At 62.8% G+C, this 17,179-nt stretch carries 17 protein-coding genes; 15 read left to right on the top strand and 2 right to left on the bottom strand.

Annotation, left to right across the window (positions count from 1 at the left end; all coding sequences use genetic code 11):
* Nucleotides 1-98: 98 nt before the first annotated feature.
* On the bottom strand, nt 99-1,397 hold the full coding sequence (locus ACU8HS_RS27285) for an alpha/beta fold hydrolase (RefSeq protein WP_112704060.1): 1,299 nt from the start codon (nt 1,395-1,397) through the stop codon (nt 99-101).
* Nucleotides 1,398-1,493: 96 nt separating this feature from the next.
* Here ACU8HS_RS27285 and ACU8HS_RS27280 point away from each other — a divergent pair, with 96 nt between their 5' ends.
* Complete coding sequence (locus tag ACU8HS_RS27280) at nt 1,494-2,639, top strand: M24 family metallopeptidase (protein ID WP_447016118.1); 1,146 nt, start codon at nt 1,494-1,496, stop codon at nt 2,637-2,639.
* 89 nt (nt 2,640-2,728) lie between these two features.
* Here ACU8HS_RS27280 and ACU8HS_RS27275 read toward each other — a convergent pair whose 3' ends face one another.
* Nucleotides 2,729-3,610 (bottom strand): endonuclease/exonuclease/phosphatase family protein, encoded by an 882-nt coding sequence (locus ACU8HS_RS27275; protein ID WP_162706973.1) that lies wholly within the window; start codon nt 3,608-3,610, stop codon nt 2,729-2,731.
* 213 nt (nt 3,611-3,823) lie between these two features.
* On the opposite strand from ACU8HS_RS27275, the gene ACU8HS_RS27270 reads away from it, so the two are divergent.
* From ACU8HS_RS27270 to ACU8HS_RS27205, 14 genes are all read left to right on the top strand, one after another.
* Nucleotides 3,824-5,005: a PfkB family carbohydrate kinase gene (locus ACU8HS_RS27270; RefSeq protein ID WP_447016117.1), complete on the top strand. Its 1,182-nt coding sequence runs from the start codon at nt 3,824-3,826 to the stop codon at nt 5,003-5,005.
* A 222-nt stretch (nt 5,006-5,227) separates the two neighbouring features.
* The gene (locus ACU8HS_RS27265) at nt 5,228-6,559 is read left to right on the top strand and encodes an extracellular solute-binding protein (protein WP_447016116.1); all 1,332 of its coding nucleotides are present in this window, start codon (nt 5,228-5,230) and stop codon (nt 6,557-6,559) included.
* 92 nt (nt 6,560-6,651) lie between these two features.
* Nucleotides 6,652-7,563: an ABC transporter permease subunit gene (locus ACU8HS_RS27260; RefSeq protein WP_112753498.1), complete on the top strand. Its 912-nt coding sequence runs from the start codon at nt 6,652-6,654 to the stop codon at nt 7,561-7,563.
* On the top strand, nt 7,560-8,474 hold the full coding sequence (locus ACU8HS_RS27255) for an ABC transporter permease subunit (protein ID WP_113414512.1): 915 nt from the start codon (nt 7,560-7,562) through the stop codon (nt 8,472-8,474). Before ACU8HS_RS27260 ends, ACU8HS_RS27255 begins: the two co-directional genes overlap by 4 nt.
* Before the next feature lie 24 nt (nt 8,475-8,498).
* On the top strand, nt 8,499-9,578 hold the full coding sequence (locus ACU8HS_RS27250) for an ABC transporter ATP-binding protein (protein WP_447016115.1): 1,080 nt from the start codon (nt 8,499-8,501) through the stop codon (nt 9,576-9,578).
* 18 nt (nt 9,579-9,596) lie between these two features.
* A complete protein-coding gene (locus ACU8HS_RS27245) occupies nt 9,597-10,460 on the top strand; it encodes a phosphodiesterase (protein ID WP_447016114.1) in 864 nt (287 codons plus the stop codon).
* A 164-nt stretch (nt 10,461-10,624) separates the two neighbouring features.
* On the top strand, nt 10,625-11,413 hold the full coding sequence (gene phnF, locus ACU8HS_RS27240) for a phosphonate metabolism transcriptional regulator PhnF (RefSeq protein WP_447016113.1): 789 nt from the start codon (nt 10,625-10,627) through the stop codon (nt 11,411-11,413).
* Nucleotides 11,406-11,864 (top strand): phosphonate C-P lyase system protein PhnG, encoded by a 459-nt coding sequence (locus ACU8HS_RS27235; RefSeq protein ID WP_113414516.1) that lies wholly within the window; start codon nt 11,406-11,408, stop codon nt 11,862-11,864. The genes phnF and ACU8HS_RS27235 overlap by 8 nt, the downstream gene beginning before the upstream one ends.
* Entirely contained in the window at nt 11,864-12,409 is a 546-nt protein-coding gene (gene phnH / locus ACU8HS_RS27230) for a phosphonate C-P lyase system protein PhnH (RefSeq protein WP_112753508.1), read from the top strand. The genes ACU8HS_RS27235 and phnH overlap by 1 nt, the downstream gene beginning before the upstream one ends.
* The gene (locus tag ACU8HS_RS27225; RefSeq protein ID WP_447016112.1) at nt 12,409-13,506 is read left to right on the top strand and encodes a carbon-phosphorus lyase complex subunit PhnI; all 1,098 of its coding nucleotides are present in this window, start codon (nt 12,409-12,411) and stop codon (nt 13,504-13,506) included. Before phnH ends, ACU8HS_RS27225 begins: the two co-directional genes overlap by 1 nt.
* Nucleotides 13,503-14,417 (top strand): alpha-D-ribose 1-methylphosphonate 5-phosphate C-P-lyase PhnJ, encoded by a 915-nt coding sequence (locus ACU8HS_RS27220; protein WP_112704026.1) that lies wholly within the window; start codon nt 13,503-13,505, stop codon nt 14,415-14,417. Before ACU8HS_RS27225 ends, ACU8HS_RS27220 begins: the two co-directional genes overlap by 4 nt.
* Complete coding sequence (locus ACU8HS_RS27215; protein WP_112704025.1) at nt 14,414-15,247, top strand: ATP-binding cassette domain-containing protein; 834 nt, start codon at nt 14,414-14,416, stop codon at nt 15,245-15,247. The genes ACU8HS_RS27220 and ACU8HS_RS27215 overlap by 4 nt, the downstream gene beginning before the upstream one ends.
* A 21-nt stretch (nt 15,248-15,268) precedes the next feature.
* Nucleotides 15,269-16,009, top strand: coding sequence for a phosphonate C-P lyase system protein PhnL (locus ACU8HS_RS27210; protein ID WP_447016474.1), 741 nt, complete (start codon nt 15,269-15,271; stop codon nt 16,007-16,009).
* Nucleotides 15,996-17,168, top strand: coding sequence for an alpha-D-ribose 1-methylphosphonate 5-triphosphate diphosphatase (locus tag ACU8HS_RS27205; RefSeq protein ID WP_447016111.1), 1,173 nt, complete (start codon nt 15,996-15,998; stop codon nt 17,166-17,168). Before ACU8HS_RS27210 ends, ACU8HS_RS27205 begins: the two co-directional genes overlap by 14 nt.
* Nucleotides 17,169-17,179: the final 11 nt, after the last annotated feature.

Here is a 17,179-nt window from a genome sequence, read left to right as displayed (position 1 = left end):
GCTTTCCTTCAACATGAACCGCATGCATCTTTTCGATCGCGTCGGCGGCAAATCGCTCTCGGCCTGATATCCGGCACCTGCGGCGGCGCAAGCCTCGATCAGCCGAGGGGGCCGCCGCTGTCGCGAACCATCTGCCGCAGACGCGTGAAAACGGCGGGCGACTGGCGCACGCCGTCATGTTCGAATTCATTCGTCACCCAGGTCTTCACATTGCCGACGTCACGAGCCGTGGCGAGCGAGAGTTCCGCATCGACATACATGTCGTCAAAATAGATGGCCGCGGCGACGGGGATCTCGTTCGACGCGAGCCGTGCCGGATCGTAGAGCGGTTCGAACGCATCGTAGCGTGCCAGCGCTTCGACAGCGTCACGGAACGGCCGCAACGACCGGATGTCCTCGAACATCCAAGGATACATCATCTCGCCGGTCAGGTAGAGCGGCCGGTTCCCTTCGCCGAATTCTGCAAATTCGGACCGGATGCGCTCGGCCGCCCAGCCGGTCGCGCCCTTGCCCTGCCCGTAAATGCTTTCCTGCAGCGCGGCAAACATCGGGTTGCCGTCATAGGAGGTCAGCGACATGACGGAGGCCAGGAACGCGTCGGAAAACCGCGTTTCCTCCGGGTCGGTGAAGGCTTCGTCCACCAGCCAGTGTATGTTTTCATAACCGGTCGCCATGCCGAAATCGATGCCGATGGTCTGCAGGCGGCGAACCGTCAGGCGGTCGCCGTCCGGAAGGCGAACATCACCCTCCGCGATGCGCTCGGCGATCCGGGCAATCCGGTCGAGATCGGCAGGATAACGTTTGTAATACTCGCGGTTCTTCGCAGCCACGCGCGGATAGGTCCGGCGGTAGACGTCATCTGCCGTGGCGGAAAGTCCTGCCAGCCCTCCGGTAACATAGCAGGCGGCCAGCCCTTCCGGCGCCTGCGACAGATAGGTCAGCGTCAGGAAGCCGCCATAGCTCTGCCCCAGCGTCTCCCAACGCACGCCGTCGAAGACGGTCTTCCGGATATGTTCGCAGTCGGCAACGATGCTGTCGGCACGAAAATGACCGAGATATTCGGCCGCGGCCCTGCCGTCCGCAAAGGTGGACATGGTGGCGCTCTCGATACGCGTGCTCCTGCCCGTGCCGCGCTGATCGAGCAGCACGACGCGGTAATGCTTGAGCGCTTCGCCAAGCCAGGATGGACCGCCTCCGACCGGACGCGGCGACTTGCCGCCCGGACCGCCCTGCAGGAAGAGCAGGATCGGCAATTTTTCCTGTCTGCGTGCGGGATCGCAGACTTCGCGTGCAAAGACCTTGATCGATGCGCCATCCGGTTCTTTCCAAACAAGCGGCACGCCGACGAGGTGGTCGCGGATATGGACGCCGGGGATCGTGTATTCGCTGACGAGCATGGCAAGATCCTGTAGAATGTTTGTCGACACAGTGCCTACAATTGCCCTATGTTCGAATCAAGCATCTAATTCTGGCAAAAATTACGGATATATAGCGTGTCTCATTCTGCCTGGCCCCATCCCGTCGCAGCCATCACACAGGAGGAGCGGCGAGGCCGCCTGTCGCGCCTGCGCGAACGTATGCAGGCGCATGGTATCGCTGCGACCCTGCTCGGGCCAACCGAGAGCTTACGCTATTTCACCGGCCTCGTCTGGCACCTGAGCGAGCGTCTGCTCGGCGCCGTCGTCACCGAAGACAGGCTGATCTATGTCGTGCCCGGCTTCGAGAACAGCCGCGTCGAAACCCTGCCGCACCTGCCGGGCGAGATCGCAGTATGGCAGGAAGAGGAAAGCCCGTCGGCGCTGGTTTCGAAACTGGCCGGCCCCTCCGGCAGGCTCGCGCTGGACGATGCCCTGCCGCTTGCCTTCTATCATGCCTTTGCCGAGCAGATGGGCGCAGCACGCCTCGTCGATGGCGGTCCGATGATCCGCGCGCTGCGCGCCATCAAGTCTCCGGCGGAGATCGCCCTCATCCGCTATGCGATGGGCGTCACACTCGATATTCACCGCAAGGTTCGCGACACGCTGACAGCAGGCACGGCTGCCTCGGATGTGGTGCGCTTCATCGACCAGCAGCATCGCGCCGCCGGCGCCAGCGGCGGCTCGAGCTTCTGCATCGTCTCGTTTGGCGCGGCAACCTCGCTGCCGCACGGGGCGGACGGCGAACAGATCCTGCAGGCGGGTCACGTCGTTCTTGTCGATACCGGCTGCCGCATCGATGGCTATCATTCGGATCTGACGCGCACCTATATGCTCGAAGCGGGCAACAGCGAATTCGAGCGGGCATGGACAATCGAGCGCGAAGGCCAGCAGGCCGTATTCGATGCGGCCAGACTGGGCGAGACCTGCGAAAGCCTCGATGCCGCGGCCCGCAGCACTTTTGCACGGCACGGGCTCGGCCCGGACTATCGCCTGCCTGGCCTGCCGCATCGCGCCGGCCACGGCCTTGGCCTGGAAATCCACGAGGCGCCCTATATCGTCCGCGGCAACAAAACGCCGCTGGCACCGGGCATGTGTTTCTCGAACGAGCCGATGGTCGTCTTTCCCGGCACATTCGGCGTTCGCCTCGAAGACCATATCTATATGGCCGAGGACGGCCCGCACTGGTTCACGAAACCGGCGGAAAATCCCTACGCTGTCTAGCCGCGCGAGGGCGGGCGAGATGTCCTGACGCCGCAGCTCCAGCCGCAGCGTCAGGCATTGTCGTTCCGCTAATATCAGCCCAGCAACAATCAAAGGTCGATATCGATACGCAGCGGCTGATGATCCGATCCGTCCGCACGTTCATCGACCCAGACCTTGCGGAGGCGGCTCGAATACCACGTCGGCACGAAGCAATAGTCGATGCGGATGCCGCTTTTGGCGTCGAAGTCCCGGTAAAGCGTGTGCCCCTGATCTTCCGCGCCGCCTGCCGCGACGAAGGCATCGACAAAGCCGGAAGCATCCGGCAGCCTGCCATGCCAGCGGTTGACCGGACCGCACATCCATTCATATTCCGGCGATGTCGGCTCGAAGTTGAAATCACCGAGCAGGATCGCTTCGCGCGGCATGTCGGGCAAAGCCGGTTCTTCGCGCCAGGAGGCGACGATCTCGCGCCCGCCGATTGCAGGGCCGTCATAGAAGGCACGGTTGGAGATGCGAACCAGTTCCTGCAGCTGGTCCATCCGGTAGCGGCTCGCCAGGTGGTCGAGATGGGTGGAATAGAAGCGGACCGGGCCGGCCGATGTTTCGATCAGCGCCTCGATCGCACCGCGCTGGATGGTGTGTGGACCGGGTGCGGTGAATTTCGGATACATGTGATTGCGTGTCGACAGGATCGGGTAGCGCGAAAGGATCATGTTGCCGAACTGACGGCGCTTGTAGTCGGTCGGGCGCCGGCCGGCAGCGTCCGAAACCTTGAGCACATCGACCGTCGGACCCCAGACGTAAAAATGATCGGGCAAGAGGCGCGCGATCTCGTCCGACTGGCTGACATTACCCGAACGGTCCCAATAATTCTCCACCTCCTGCAGGGCGATAATGTCACTGTCCTTGACGGTTTCGACGATCCGTTCCAGATCGTAGCGATCATCCCGGCCACGAGTGTACTGAATATTATAGGTGGTGATCAGCATGAAGCCTCGCATAAATTTGAGTTGCGCTACACCAAGAAAACGTTTCATTGTGTAGTCACGCGAGGGCTAATCCGCGAATATGAAATTTCCGACACGCTTCTATGATGATTGCATGAACCTTCAGTCCCACCCGACCACGATTTCCATCCCCCGCACTGGAACCGCAACTGCCGGAATGCGCGCCGCCCCGCTCTCCACGGGCGTCATCACGCCATGAAAGCCCGCGCCACCATCAAGGATGTCGCCCGGCTGGCGCGCGTATCCGTCGGCACGGTGAGCCGTGTCGTCAACGGAAATCCTGCCGTGACAGAGCAGAACCGCCGCGCCGTCTTCGACGCGATCCAGCGGCTGGGATACAGGCCAAGCTCCGTCGCACGCTCCCTGGTCGGACAGACCGAACAGGCCCGCCGCGGCATCACGCTGCCGCCCGACGCGCCGCGGCTGACGACGATCGGCTATGTCAGCATCGACCATTCCATTCTGACGGACGAGATGCCGCCGGCAGGCAGCCGCGTTTCGGCCCGGCTCATTCATCGCTCGGTCGGCGGGCCTGCCACGAATGTGGCGATTGCCGCCAGCCGCCTGGGCGGCGACTTTCCGGTCGCGGTCAACCTGATTTCTTCGCTCGGCGACGATCCCGAGAGCGACTGGGCGCTGGCGCAGCTGCTCGAATGCGGTCTTAATGTCGAGGCCGTCGAGCGTGTCGCCGGCGGGCGGCTGTCACGCAGCGTCATCATCGTGGAAACGGGCGGCCGGCGAACGATCCTCAACGAGCCGCTGTCGTTGCCGGTGCCGCGCATTCGCGATTATCTGGGCGAGGCGGTTGCCAAGGGCGGACGCCACTGCCTGCATCTGGAAGGTTTCCGGGTAGGGTTGCTCGACGAATTGCGCCTGACCGGCGCGATGCGCCCCGAACTCGTGACGATCGACACGACCGGCCTGCCGGCGCATTGGCAGACTCCTGCCGCATTCGACGAGCTGCGCCGCGCCTGCGACTTCATTTTCATGAGCCGGCCCGCCGCGCGCCAGTTGCTGGGCGGACAGATAGACGAAGCCGCGCTCGTGGAAGCTCTGGCGAAGCGTGTCGAAGGTGATGGCGCCAGCGTGGTGCTGACCATGGGTGCCGTCGGCTCGGCGCTTATCCGGCCCGGCGTCGCGCCCATCATTGCGCCGGCGCTTGCGGTGGAGCCTGTCGATGTGACAGGGGCTGGCGATATCTTCGTCGGCGTGTTCCTCGCCGTCTACCTTAATAGCCGCGATGCGGAACTGGCGGCACGCTGGGCGGCGGTCGGCGCCTCCTATTCCACTGGCGCCGTCGGGGTGAACGCGGTCGAAATCACCGCCCAACTGGTAACACAGGGCCTGGCGGCTCTGAGCGAATCCGCCGGATCCTGAGCCCGCCTGCAAATTCCCACCCTTTTTTCTTCCCGCGCCACCACGCGGGAAGTCCCCAACATATTGCCGGCCGGCAGGCGATCCTCCCACCGACGACTGAAACGTCACCAATCTTACACAAAGCCGTCACGCCGATGAAACGTTTCCACGATAGGAAATCGCACGTTATCGCGGGGCCAATCATTTTCCGGCTGCCGCATGAAACGAATTTTGGAGATAGGGATGTTCAAGACTGCTCTTATCGCAGCCACCACTCTTGCGGTGCTGTCCAGTGCTGCGCCCGCGAGCGCCAAGACCGAAATCAACATGTGGTTCGGCCTCTCGGGCCGTCTGCAGAAAGAAGTGCTTGCCCAGTGCGACCGCTTCAACCAGAGCCAGAACGACTACCACATCAACTGCACCCGCGAAGGCAGCTACGACGAAATCTTCCAGAAGGCGATGGCCGCCGTTCGCGCCGGCAACCAGCCCCACATCCTGCAGGTGGTCGATCGCGGCACCGGCACCATGATGCTCTCGGGCGCAGTCATTCCGGCCTATCAGCTGGTCGAAGAGACCGGCATCAAGGTCAACTGGGACGATTATTTCCCGGTTATCGGCAATTATTACGCCGGCCGCGACGGCAAGCTCTGGGCTTTCCCGTTCAACTCCTCGACCGCCATGGTCTATTACAACATCGATCAGCTGAAGGCTGCCGGTTACGACCGCTTCCCGGAGACTTGGGAAGACTTCGACAACCTGCTGGTGGCACTGCGCGACAAGGCCGGCTCGAAGTGCCCGGTCGCCTGGACGATCGATCTCTGGTCCGACATGGAGCAGTTCTCGGCGATCCACAACATTCCGGTCGCCACCGAAAATAACGGTTACGACGGCCTCGACGCCCAGCTCGAAATCAACAAGACGCTGTTCGTCAAGCATATGGAACGCCAGAAGCGCTGGTTCGATCAGGGTCTCGCCAAATACGATCCGAACGTCGATACCCGGCGCGACATGTTCGTCAACGGCCAGTGCGCGATCTTCTTCGACTCGATCGCCGGCTTCACCACGACCGATGAGTTGGCGCGTCCGAAGGGCACGCACTGGACGGTTGCCCAGCTGCCGCACAACAAGGACGTAGCGCCGATCAACAGCCTCGTCGGCGGCGCCGCATTGTGGACGATGAAGGGCTTCTCCAAGGAAGAGTACAAGGCCGTCGCCGCCTTCTACCAGTTCATCGCCCAGCCGGAACAGCAGAAGCTCTGGTCCGACGGTACCGGCTATATCCCGGTCACCAAGTCGGCCTATAACGACCTCGTTGCGTCAGGCTATTACCAGCAGGACGGCAAGGTCAACCGCGACCTCGCCGTCAAGAGCCTGACCCGCGCAACGCCGACGCCGCTCTCCAAGGGCGTTCGCCTCGGCAACTACGTCGAAATCCGCAACATCATCACCGAAGAGATCCAGAAGGCCCTCAACAACCAGGTGACGATGCAGCAGGCTCTCGACACCGCGACCGAGCGCGGCAACCAGCTGCTCAAGCGCTTCGCCGATACCTATCCGGGCGCCAAGCTGCCCTGATCGGCAGACCTGCCTTTGCCTGACTACGCCAATCCGGACTGCGCCAGCGCCCCGGATTGGCTCCCCGATGTCCCATCGCCCGAGCATTCCGCATGATCAAACGCGTCATCTTCGAAGACCGGTGGCTGCCCTATCTGCTGATAGCGCCGCAACTGCTGATCATCTTCGTGTTCTTCTACTGGCCGACCGGCCAGGCCCTTTTCTGGTCCTTCACGCTGGAACCGCCATTCGGCGGCGACGCCGTCTGGGTCGGCCTGCGCAACATTGCCGAAATCCTCGCCAGCCCGGTCTATCACACTGCCATTCGCAACACGCTGATCATGTCGGTATCGACCACGACCATCTCGCTGGGCCTCGGGCTGATCTTTGCGGTCTTCGCCGACCGCGGCCTGCGCGGAACGATCTTCTATAAGACCGCGATCATGTGGCCCTATGCGGTCGCGGCACCCGTCGCCGCGGTCGCCTGGCAGTATATTTTCCAGCCGCAGATCGGCTTCATCGGTATCCTGAACCAATGGTATCCGGGTATCTGGAACCCGTCGCTCAGCGGCACGGACGCCCTCATCATGGTCGTCATCGCCTCGAGCTGGACGTCGATCACTTTCAATTTCGTCTTCTTCCTGGCTGGCCTGCAGGCCATTCCGAACAATCTCGTCGAAGCCGCCGCCATGGACGGAGCCGGACCGGTGCGCCGTTTCTTCGATCTCGTTTTCCCGCTGATCTCGCCGACCTTCTTCCTGCTTCTGGTGCTCAACGTCGCGACCTCCTTCACCGAGGGCTTCGGCATCATCAACGTCATGACCCAGGGCGGCCCGGGCAATGCCACCCAGACCATGGTCTACAAGATCTACAAGGACGGTTTCATCGGGCTCGACCTTTCCTCGTCCTCGGCCCAATCGCTGATCCTGATGCTGCTGGTCATCTCCGTCACCCTCCTTCAGTTCCGCTTCGTCGAGCGCAAGGTTCACTACGCCGGCTCCGACAAGGGGGAGGCCGGCGAATGATCGAAAAGACACCGATCCTGAACACCGTCACGCACGCGATCATGATCGGCGGAGCGGCCCTCATGTGCTTCCCGATCTACGTATCGTTCATCACCGCGACGCTGCCGCTCGAACGCATGGCGGAGATCCCGAGGCCGCTGCTGCCGAGCGACCACCTGCTGGTCAACATGGCCGCCGCCTGGGAGCGGGGCGGCTTCTCGACGCTTTACGTCAACTCGCTGATTTCGGCCGTGACGATCATGGTCGGCAAGATCGTGATCGCGATGATCACCGCCTTCAGCCTCGTCTATTTCCGCTTCCGCTTTCGCGGCGTGGCCTTCTGGATGATCTTCATCACGCTGATGCTGCCGCTCGAGGTACGCATCGTTCCGACCTACGAGGTCGCCTCGAACGTGCTCCTGCCCTTCCAGAAAATCATGGAATGGACCGGTATCGTCTGGCTGGTGAAGGCGGCAGCCGGTATCCGCATCGATCTCAATCTCAGCCTCATCAACACCTATGCCGGACTGACCCTGCCGCTGATTGCCACCGCGACGGGCACGTTCCTGTTCCGCCAGTTCTTCCTGACCATTCCGGATGAACTGACCGAGGCTGCCAAGATGGACGGGTCGGGCGCCTTGCGCTTCCTCTGGGATATCCTGCTGCCGCTGTCGCGGACGAATATCGCAGCGCTGGCCGTGATCATGTTCGTCTTCGGCTGGAACCAGTATCTCTGGCCGCTTCTCGTCACATCAGGCCCGGCATACCGCACGCTCACCATCGGCCTCACCTTCATGCAGCCCGGTGCCGATGGCGCCAACGACTGGAACGTCATCCTGGCCGGCGCGCTGCTCGTGATGATGCCGCCCGTCGCAGTCGTGATCTTCGCCCAGCGATGGTTCGTCAAGGGCCTGGTCAACTCGGAAAAATAGGCCGCGCGCAAGGATCGATTTCAAATGTCCGAAATAGAATTCACCAACGTCACCAAGTCGTTCGGAACGACACAGGTACTTCACGACCTCAGCCTGTCGATCGAGCGCGGCGCCTTCGCCGTCATCCTCGGCCCGTCGGGCTGCGGCAAGTCCACCCTGCTCAGAATGCTCGCCGGCCTCGAAAGGGTTTCGACCGGCAAGATCTCGATTGCCGGCCGGCAGGTCGAGGAATTGCAGCCGCGCGAGCGTGACGTCGCCATGGTCTTCCAGAACTATGCACTTTATCCGCATATGTCGGTCGCCCAGAACCTCGGTTATTCGCTGACGGTTTCAGGCGTGAAGCGCGCCGAGATCGACCGGCGCGTCGCCGAAGTCGCCCAGGTACTGCAGCTTGAGGACTATCTGAAGCGCAAGCCTGGCCAGCTCTCCGGCGGTCAGCGCCAGCGTGTCGCCATGGGCCGCGCCATCATCCGCGAACCGAAAGTATTCCTGTTCGACGAGCCGCTGTCGAACCTCGACGCCAAGCTGCGTACTCAGATGCGGCTCGAAATCAAGCGCCTGCACCGCCGCCAGGGCGTCACCAGCCTGTTCGTCACCCACGACCAGATCGAGGCGATGACGCTCGCCGATGTCCTGATCGTCATGAACAAGGGCCGGATCGAGCAGATGGGCCGACCGGCCGACATTTATGAGAAGCCGGCAAGCGCCTTCGTCGCAAGCTTCCTCGGTTCGCCGCCGATGAACCTCATTCCGGCCGTCGTCGATGGCGACAGCCGCGGCATCGTACTCGGCGGCGATATCAAGGTTCCGCTCGAGCATGTGCTGCCGGTCGCACCGGGCACGGAAATCGTTGCCGGAATCCGACCCGAGCACATGCAGGTCGGCGCGGGAGCGAACCTTCCGGTCGAATTCGTCGAGGAACTCGGCAATGGCCGGCAGGTCCATCTGCGCATCGGCCAGACCGCATTGTCGGCGCTGCTGCCTGCAACCGACAAGCGGGCCGTCGGCCAGGCGCTGACGGTGACCCTGCCGTCCGAACATCTTCATTTCTTCGGCCGCGACGGCCGCCTCATCGAAACGCAGCCGGCCAGCGCAGCCGCATAATATCCCCAGGAGACAGACATGCCGAAATTCATCCAGCTGACCGACGTCCACCTCATGTCGCCCGGCAGCTCGCTCTTCGATACAGACCCGGAAGTGCGCCTGCGCCTGGCGCTGCGCGATATCAGCGCCCACCAACCCGATGCCGACTGGCTGATCTTCACCGGCGATCTCGCCCATCACGGCGAGGCCGAGGCCTATGCTCTGCTGCGCGACATTCTCGATCAGGAAACGACCATTCCCTACCGCCTGATGATCGGCAATCACGACAATCGCGACACATTCCGATCCGTCTTCCCCGACCAGCCGGTCGACGAAAACGGCTTCGTGCAGTCGGTGATCGACTACGACAGCTGCCGGCTCATCATGCTCGACACGATCGAACACGGCAAACATAGCGGTCACATGGACGCCGCCCGCCTTGCCTGGCTCGAAAGGCGGCTTGCCGAGGCGAGCGACCGGCCGGTCTATCTCTTCTTCCACCACCCGCCCTTCCGTATCGGCATGAACGGCGTCGACAATATCCGCATGGTCGACGACGAGGCGCTGTTGACCGTGCTGAAGACACATCCGGCGATCCGGCATATGTATTTCGGCCACGTCCACCGGCCGATCGCCGGCTCCTGGCACGGTATTCCGATGTCCATGTGCTACGGCCTCAACCACCAGGCCGCACTGAACCTCGGCGATTCCCGCCACCGCGACCGCGTCGGCCCGGCAGAATATGCCATCACGCTGATCGACGGCCCCTCGACCGTCGTCCATTTCCACGACTTCCTCTACCTCTACCCGGAAATCGTCACACCCGGCATGGATGGCAGCGGCGGCTTCAAGCGGACGATGCGGACGGGCGCAGTACCGAGCCAGGCGATGCCGGAAAATTAAGTTCGGCCGGCTGGGGCATCAGCGGCAGCCGAACTTCGTCACCTGCCGACCGGCAAGCCGGCAGGTGACATTTCTTTTGTGCCCAATTTTGCGTCGCCCTACACAAAAGCGTCACCGACGACAGCTATGTTTAGGTCATCCGAATGAATTTTGGATTCATCCGAATGACAGACGAAAAACATCCGATCGACATGAAATCGCGCTCCGGCCAGTGGCAGATCGTCGAGCGACACATCAACCGGGATATCGCCTCGGGCGCGCTCGCGCCGGGAAGCCGCCTGCCGACGGAATCCGAGATCATGGAGCAATTCAAGGTCGGCCGCCACAGCGTCCGGCGGGCGATCGCCGAACTGGCATCCGCCGGCAAGGTGCGGGTCGAGCAGGGCCGCGGCACCTTCGTGGAAGAGCACTCCGTCATCACCTACAATATTGCCCGGCGAACGCGCTTCCGCAAAAACCTGCTGGAACAGGGGCGCGTGCCTTCCGGGCAGCCGGTGTCGGAATCCGAGATTGTCGCACCGCCCGGCATCGCCGCTGCGTTGAGGCTTCCCGAGGGCGCCAAGGTCTACATGATCGCCCGGCGGGGTTTTGCCGATGACGTGCCGATCAGCCTCAGCCACTCCTATCATCCGGTGGAGCGGTTCCCGAACATGCATCTGCGCCGCCGCGCGGGTGAATCCGTCACCAGCATCTACGCTGCCTTCGGCATCCCCGACTATGTCAGGCAGAGCACCATGATCCTCACCCGCCGGGCGATCGGCGACGAGGCGCAGCTTCTCGCCCAATCGCCACAGCAGCCGGTGCTCGTCGTCCAGAAGACCGACGTCGACATGGAAGGCCGGCCGATCGCCTATTCCGAGACCGTCTGGGCCGGAGAGCGCGTGCAATTCAGCATTGACAACGAGCCGGAGGATCGCGCGGCGACACCGGCGAAAGGACAGGACGATGAATGACACCATGGACGCCGGCGCGCGCCCTGCCAGCTTCAGCCATGCAAGCATGCTCGACATACTTGCCAGGGCCGATGCCAAGGGAATCAAGACCGTTGCAGAGAATTTGCTCGATGAGGCCGGAGCGGTTGAGGTTCTCGTCAACCGCACCGGCCTTGCGATGCTCCCCTATACCGACACCGTGCAGAACACAGCCTTCCATCTCGGCGAGGTGCTGATGGCCGAAGCTCACATTCGTCTGGCCGATCATGGCGTCGAAGGCTACGGCGCCGTCGTCGGGCGCGATCTCGAACATGCGATGGCGATGGCCGTCATCGATGCAAGCTTTGCAAGCGGTATCGGCAAAACGGGAATCGAGAAATTCCTGACGAGCGAACAACGCCGCCAGATGCAGGACGACGATGTCAGGCTGCGCAAGGTCGAAGCGACGCGCGTGCGGATGGAGACCTTCTGATGAGCCAAGCCCTGCTTCTTCCGACTGCCGAAGACATGCGCACCAATGCCACCTTCGATGCGTTGATGTGGGCGCTCGCGCGCCCCGGCCGTGTCCAGCCCCTGCCCTTTCCGGGCCTGCTTGCGCTCGCCGAAAGCCTGCTCGACCGCGAATGCAGTTTCTATTGCTCCAATGAGGCACTGAAGGCCGATATCGCCAGGACCGGCGCCAATGCCGTTGCGTTGAACGAAGCCGAATATGTCTTCGCGTCTGTCGGCAACCAGGCGGACCTGTTTGCACTTTCGACAATGCTGAGCGGCAACCTGCTCTATCCCGACGCCTCGGCGACGATTTTCGCTGAGACACAGATCGGCAGCGGAACAGGGCTTCGCCTGACCGGCCCCGGCATCAACGGCGCCCTCGATATCGCGATCGGCGGTGTGCATCCGGATTTCTGGGCGCTGCGGGCCGAAATCATCCGTTATCCCCTCGGCTGGGACATCTACCTCGCCGATGGCGCAAGCCTGATCGGCATTCCCCGCTCCACCAAGATTGAGGTGCTCTGATGGCCTATGTTGCGACACGTGGCGGCGAACACGCCATCGAACAATCCGAGCGTCTCTACCGCGAAGAGCTCGGACAGATCGACAAGGCCCGCATCGAGGCGATCGGCGAGAGCCTGCCCTACCTCGTCGATCGCGTCATGGGCGAGGCCTCGCTCTACGCGCCTGAGCTTGCCGCATTGGCGCTCGCCCAATCCGGCGGCGACCTCTACGAAGCGGTGCTGCTGCTGCGTGCCTACCGCACGACCCAGCCACGCCTGACGATCGCCGAGCCGGTTCGCCAGCAGGATCTCTTTACCGTCAGGCGTATTTCGGCAGCCTTCAAGGACATTCCGGGGGGGCAGATCCTCGGACCGACGCTCGACTACTCCCATCGGCTGCTGAATGTCGGCGTGCTCGATGGCGCGACTTTCGTCCCCGAACCCGTGGAATCGGCAGACAGGCCGGCACCCGCCACGCAGCCGTCCCTCACGGACTGGCAGAAGGCGCAGGGCCTGATCGCCGAGACGCCAGCGGAAGACCTCCCGCTCGACGAGATCCCCGACGTGACGCGCGAGCCGCTGCTCTTCCCGGCAAGCCGCGCCCACAAGTTGCAGAGCCTCGCACGTGCCGATACGGGCGGGACGCTGGCGCTCGGCTATTCGACCATGCGCGGTTATGGCAGCGTGCATCCGACCGTCAACGAGCTCAGGCTCGGAGAGGCCGAGGTCCGTGTCCGCCATCCGCGCGGCACGCTCTTCAGCGCCGGTCGCGTGCGCGTCAGCCAGAGCGAGATCATCTCCAAGAGCAAGGGGCTGGAGCTCGGTTTTTCGGCCACCTTCGGCTGGAACGAGGTGAAGGTGATTGCGGCCGCCTCGCTCGATCTCGCCTCCAATCAGCCCAATCCGCATCCGGCCTCGAACGAGGAGTTCGTTCTCTATCACACCGAGCCGGTCGAAAGCTCGGGCTTCTGCATCCACTTCAAGCTGCCGCATTACGTGACCTTCCAGTCGAGCCTCGATGCGATCAGGCGCGTGAAGGCCGACAAGGCAGCCAGCAAACCCGGCGCGCCCGAGAGCGGCGCGGTCCAACAGGCCGAACTCGAAAAGGCAATGCCGTGAAACTCGATCAACTGACCAAACCCTGGGCGGCCTTCAGCTACGGCTTCCTGGATGAATCCGCCAAGCGCGAGATGCGTCGCCGCATCCTCAAAGCCATCGCCATTCCCGGCTATCAGGTACCCTATGCCAGCCGCGAGGTGCCGATTGCCCGTGGCTGGGGAACCGGCGGCCTGCAGGTGACGCTGACGCTCCTGAAACCGACCTCGGTCGTCAAGGTCATCGACCAGGGCGCCGACGATTCCGTCAATGCCAGCAGCATCCGCAAATTCCTGCGCCGTGTCAGCTCGGCCCGGGAGACGCTGGATACGCTGGAGGCCGACATCATCCAGTCGCGCCACCGCATTCCCGAAGAGAAGCTGCGCGAGGACCAGATCCTTGTGCTGCAGGTTCCCAATCCCGAGCCGCTGCGGCCGGTCCAGCCGGACATGTCGGAAGCCCGCATCATGCATGGCGACGCCGATTATGGTCAGCTCTGGCTTACGCTTTACGAACAGCTCGTGCGCTCGGGCCGCATCATGCAGGGCTCCAGCTATCCGAGCATGGTCAATGGCCGCCATGTGATGACGCCTTCGCCGATCCCGCGCTGGGACGTGCCGAAGATGAATCTGGCGGCAAACCTCACCATCCTGTCGGCCGGCCGCGAAAAGCGCATTCATGCCGTACCGCCCTATACGCGCGTCGAGCCGCTCGTCTTCGACGATGTGCCCTACCGGGTCGAGGACCATGCTGACAAGATTTGTCACCGCAGCGGCGTAACAGGCTACTTCATGAACGAGCTGCCGCAGGACGATGGCTCATCCGCCTTCGAGGTCTCCGACAGCCAGTACGGCGTCAAACATATCCGCAAGCGGGACGGCGAAGCCGTTGCTATCGGTGAAACTTACTACAAGCAGGGCAGGATCGAGCAATGAGCGCCGCAAGTCTTTCCGCCCCCAATCCTTCTGCCCCGGTCCGTCAGCCGCCGCGGCTGATGCTGTCCTCACCGATCCTGACGATGAACGGCATCCGCAAGAGCTTTGGCGAGGTTCAGGCGCTGCGCGGCGTCGATGTCACCGTCTATCCCGGCGAAGTGCTCGGCATTGTCGGCGAATCCGGCTCCGGCAAATCGACGCTGCTTCGGATGATGAACCTCGAAGACAGGCCGGATGAGGGGCAATACCGGCTGGCGCTGCCCGGTCGCGAGGATCTGAACCTCTTCACGCTCGACCGTTTCGAGCGGCGCATGCTGCGGGCGCGCCATATCGGCATCGTCTACCAGAACCCGCATCTTGGCCTGAGGATGAACCACACGAGCAGCGGCAATGTCGCCGAGCGGCTGCTGATTGCCGGCGAGCGGAATTTCGCGACACTTCGCGCCCGCGCCAGGGGCGCGCTCGACGCTTCGGAATTTCCGGTCCAGCGCATGGACGCCCGTCCAGCGGAACTTTCCGGCGGCATGCAGCAGCGCGTGCAGCTTGCCAAGGCCATCGCGCTTGAACCGGCACTTCTGCTTCTCGACGAGCCGACGACGGGGCTCGACGTCAGCGTCCAGGCGCTGGTGCTCGACACGCTGAAGCGGCTGCAGCGCGAGCGCCGCATCACCATCGTCATCGTCTCGCATGATCTCGGTGTTATCCGCACGATGGCGGACCGGGTGATGGTGATGCGCAACGGCGAAGCCGTCGAAGAGGGCCTTGCCGACCAGATCTTCCAGGACCCGCAGCATGCATATACCCAGCAGCTCGTGCATGCGAAGCTTTGACAGGAGAGCCATCAGGTGAACATGCACACACATCCTGCGGCTTCCGCACAAACGATCCTCTCCGTTCAGGGCCTCGCCAAGCATTTCGAGATGCATCACCTGAAACGCACGCTCTACGCGTTCGACAAGGTCGATTTCGAGCTGCGCGAAGGTGAATTCATCCTGCTGACGGGCGAAAACGGCGCTGGCAAATCGACACTGCTGCGTACGCTCTACCGCTCCTACGTACCGCGCGCCGGCCACGCCTATTACCATACGCGCGAAGGCGTCATCGATCTGACAGTCGCAGCCGATGTCGATATCGCCCTTCTGCGCAAGCGCGAGATTGGCTTCGTGACGCAGTTCCTGCAGGCCCGTCCGCGCGTCGCGGCCGAGGAGCTGGTCGCCGAGCCCCTGCGGCTTGCCGGCCGGCCCTACGACGAGGCGATCGAAGAGGCGCGCCGCTGGCTCTCCGCCTTCGGCGTCAAGCCGGGGCTCTGGGCCGCCTACCCTTCCACCTTCTCCGGCGGCGAGCAGCAGAAGGTCAATCTGGCGCGCGCCCTCATCCTGCCGCAGCGGCTTCTCTTCCTCGACGAGCCGACCGCCTCGCTGGACAAGAATGCGCGTCGTGCGCTCGTTGCCCGCCTTGCCGAACTGAAGGCTGCAGGCGTGGCAATGATCGGCGTCTTTCATCACCCCGACGATGTCGCGGATCTCATCGACCGCGAAATCAGCCTTCAAACCCGACAGATCCAGGATGGAGCAGAGAATGTGGTTGAGTGATTTCGAAATCGTGCTGCGCGATAGGGTCGTATCGCGCGGTGCCGTCAGGATCGAAGACGGCGTGATCGCCGAGATCAGGGAGGCGCCCGTCGCTGCGGCGGATATTTCCGGCGACGGCAGACTGCTGCTTCCGGGCTTCATCGACATGCATGGCGACATGATCGAGCGCGAGATCGAGCCGCGTCCGAATGTGCGCTTTCCGCTGGAACTCGGCATTTTCGAGCTCGACAAGAAGCTTGCCGGCAACGGTATCACGACCGCCTATGCGGCACTCTCCTTTCATGCCAACAGCAGCTACGGCCACATCCGCTCGGAGGAGCATTCGCGCTCGATCATCCAGACGCTCGTCGAACTGCGGAAAAACGATCTTCTGATCGATCACAGGGTTCATGCACGGTTCGAAATTACCTTCACCCATGCGCGCGCCGTCATCGAAGACTTGCTGCGGGCCGGCGCGCTGGATCTCGTCTCGCTGATGGATCACACGCCGGGCCAGGGCCAGTACCGGGACGTCGAACGGCATATCGAGACCATCGCCCGCAACAACAAGATCACGCTGGAGCAGGCTGCCCATCGCGTTCGCGAACGCATGGAGAACCGTGCCCAGAACAATGACGCGATCGACAATCTTGAAGGCATTGCCGCGACTGCCCGCGACCATGGCGTCATCATCGCCTCCCATGATGACGACAGTGTCGAGAAAGTGGCCATCGTCGAAGGGCTCGGCGCGCGCATCAGCGAGTTTCCGGTGACGATGGCTGCCGCACAGGAGGCGCGCAAATTCGGGCTGGCAACCGCCATGGGCGCACCGAATGCCCTTCGCGGTCTGTCCTATTCGGGCAATCTCTCCGCACGTGAAGCTTACGAGCGCGGCGTTCTCGATATTCTTGCCAGCGATTATCATCCTTCGGCCATGCTGCCGGCCATCATCGCGCTTGCGGACGCTGGCCCCGGCGGATTGCCGGCTTCTGCGGCGCTGGTGAGCGCCAACCCGGCGGCCGCACTCGGGCTTACGGACCGCGGCGCGATCGAGATCGGACTGCGCGCCGACCTCGTGATAGCCGAGCGCGGGCGCGTTCCGCGGGTACGAGCCACGTTCAGCCAAGGCAGGCAAGTCTATTCCGACGGGATCATCGGGCGATTCCAGCAGGCTGCATGAGCGATTTGGCG

The organism is Rhizobium sp. KDH_Rht_773_N, from assembly GCF_052946295.1.
Note: the sequence above shows the minus strand (reverse complement) of the source record. Positions and strands in the feature narration are given on the sequence as shown.